Here is a 2,015-nt window from a genome sequence, read left to right as displayed (position 1 = left end):
AAATTCATGCTTCCTCATTCTTTTGACTTGCACTGACCGCATTTTCCTGTTATATTACAGTCAATTACATATTTCCTATTTCAATTTTTGTTGAAGTAAGGATAGAGGCGCAAAGACCATAAGTACTCATTCTGAGGATAATGAGGTCCATTGAGGATTGGGGAAAGGGGTATTTGCCGAAACTTTGAGAACTCATTCTTCTTAAAGTTGGTTCTGTGATTGAATAAATGCAGAACTGTCATATAGGGAACTATATGGAGGGCTATCTTACGCACAGAAACGAGTGATTTGATATTTGTTTCTACTGCAGCAGCGGCCACTCGGTGCTGTTTTTTTGCGTTTACCGGAATCCAATCTTCCCGAGGAATGTAAAATACGAATAAAGGATGAAGAGAAATGACGAATTTTGGACAAGTGCTTACGGCAATGGTGACACCATTTGATGCCCATGGTGAAATTGACTTTGAGGCAACAAGGAATTTAGTGGACCACCTCATTGAAAACGGCTCAGATGGCCTGGTTATTGCAGGAACAACCGGAGAGTCCCCAACCCTGACGAACGAAGAAAAAATTGAGCTATTTAAATTTGTGGTGAAAGCCGTCAATGGCCGCGTTCCTGTTATTGCCGGGACAGGCTCCAACAATACAAAAGCGTCCATCAGCCTTACTCAGGCCGCCGAAAATGCAGGGGCAGACGCAATCATGCTTGTCGCTCCCTACTACAATAAGCCGTCACAGGAAGGTTTATATCAGCATTTCAAGGCAATTGCCGAGTCCACTTCCCTTCCTGTCATGCTTTACAATATTCCAGGGCGCAGTGTGGTCAACATTTCTGTGGATACGATTGTGCGCCTTTCGGAAATCAAGAACATCACCTCTGTAAAGGAAGCCAGCGGAAATCTGGATGATATGGCCGAAGTCATCAGCAGGACTCCTGCCGATTTCGCTCTATATAGCGGCGATGATGGTCTTACCCTCCCAGTTCTGGCAATCGGCGGCACAGGAGTTATCTCTGTCGCATCTCATGTCATCGGCAACGAAATGCAGGAGATGATTTCCCATTTTACAAATGGAAGGCTTAAGGAAGCAGCTGCTGCCCATCGTTCCCTGCTTCCAAAAATGAAAGCATTGTTCTCGGCGCCGAGTCCTTCACCGGTTAAGGCGGTATTGAATGGGAACGGAGTCAATGTGGGCGGTGTCCGCCTGCCAATGGTCCCGCTCGGTGAAGAAGAGAATGCCCGGCTCCAGGAGCTATTCGCCACAGTGTCCAATAAATAATATGTAAAAGGACTTCCACATAATTTCGGAAGTCCCTTTTTATGCCTATCATGCTCTTTCCTATGCAAAACGGTAATAAATCAGCACAAACGTGGACAAAACAAAAATGAAGTTGAGGAACACAAAAATAAATTGATCCATCTTTGTTTTGTGCATTTTAATTGGAGGGTTATAGAAGGAAACTCCCTCAATAATAAAGATCAAGAGGACAACGTGCACCATAAAATGGCCAATGATTTCCGTCATCCCAAAAAGCATCGTGGTCATGATAAAGATAATCGTTACCACTAGTCCTAACACTCTGTTAAGAATACCGACCACAAGCAGATAGCCTACAATAAATTCAATAAAGGCGGCCATGACAATGAACAGAGCTGGCTCAAATCCGAAAGTAGGCACACTGTGGCTTGCGACGATATCGAGGGACATGCTTGGATAAACCCATTTTTCAACCGCAACCCAGCAAAGTGAAAGGCCTGTCCCCAAGTATAAAAATGGGAAACCAATTTGCTCAAATCTGGTTCTGGCGATCAAAATGACAGTGAAAATGGAAATATAAAACCCATAATCAAGCATATAAAACAGACCATGCACAAAAGTAGACTGAATAAACAGACCGATCAGGATAGCGGCGGCAGCCTTTGCTGGCAGATGATAAGGAATTAAAAGCAATCCGATCGAAACCCATACCAAAATGGCAGTCAATGTACTTGAAACTGGCAGTTCAGGAGCAAACA

Annotated in this window: 2 protein-coding genes and 1 riboswitch; of the genes, one reads left to right on the top strand and one right to left on the bottom strand. The window is 44.0% G+C overall.

The genetic code is table 11. The features are described from left to right. Positions 1-94: 94 nt before the first annotated feature. Positions 95-273: riboswitch (Lysine riboswitch) on the top strand. A gap of 123 nt (positions 274-396) precedes the next feature. Continuing rightward, the gene (gene dapA / locus WQ57_RS22280; RefSeq protein WP_046525885.1) at positions 397-1,278 is read left to right on the top strand and encodes a 4-hydroxy-tetrahydrodipicolinate synthase; all 882 of its coding nucleotides are present in this window, start codon (positions 397-399) and stop codon (positions 1,276-1,278) included. A gap of 60 nt (positions 1,279-1,338) precedes the next feature. Here dapA and WQ57_RS22275 read toward each other — a convergent pair. Then, positions 1,339-2,015, bottom strand: a 677-nt coding sequence (locus WQ57_RS22275) for a DoxX family membrane protein (protein WP_046525893.1), incomplete at its 5' end; no start/stop codon positions are given.

The organism is Mesobacillus campisalis (genome assembly GCF_000986785.1).
GTDB lineage: Bacteria > Bacillota > Bacilli > Bacillales > Cytobacillaceae > Mesobacillus_B > Mesobacillus_B campisalis.
This window is presented reverse-complemented; position numbering and strand designations above follow the sequence as displayed.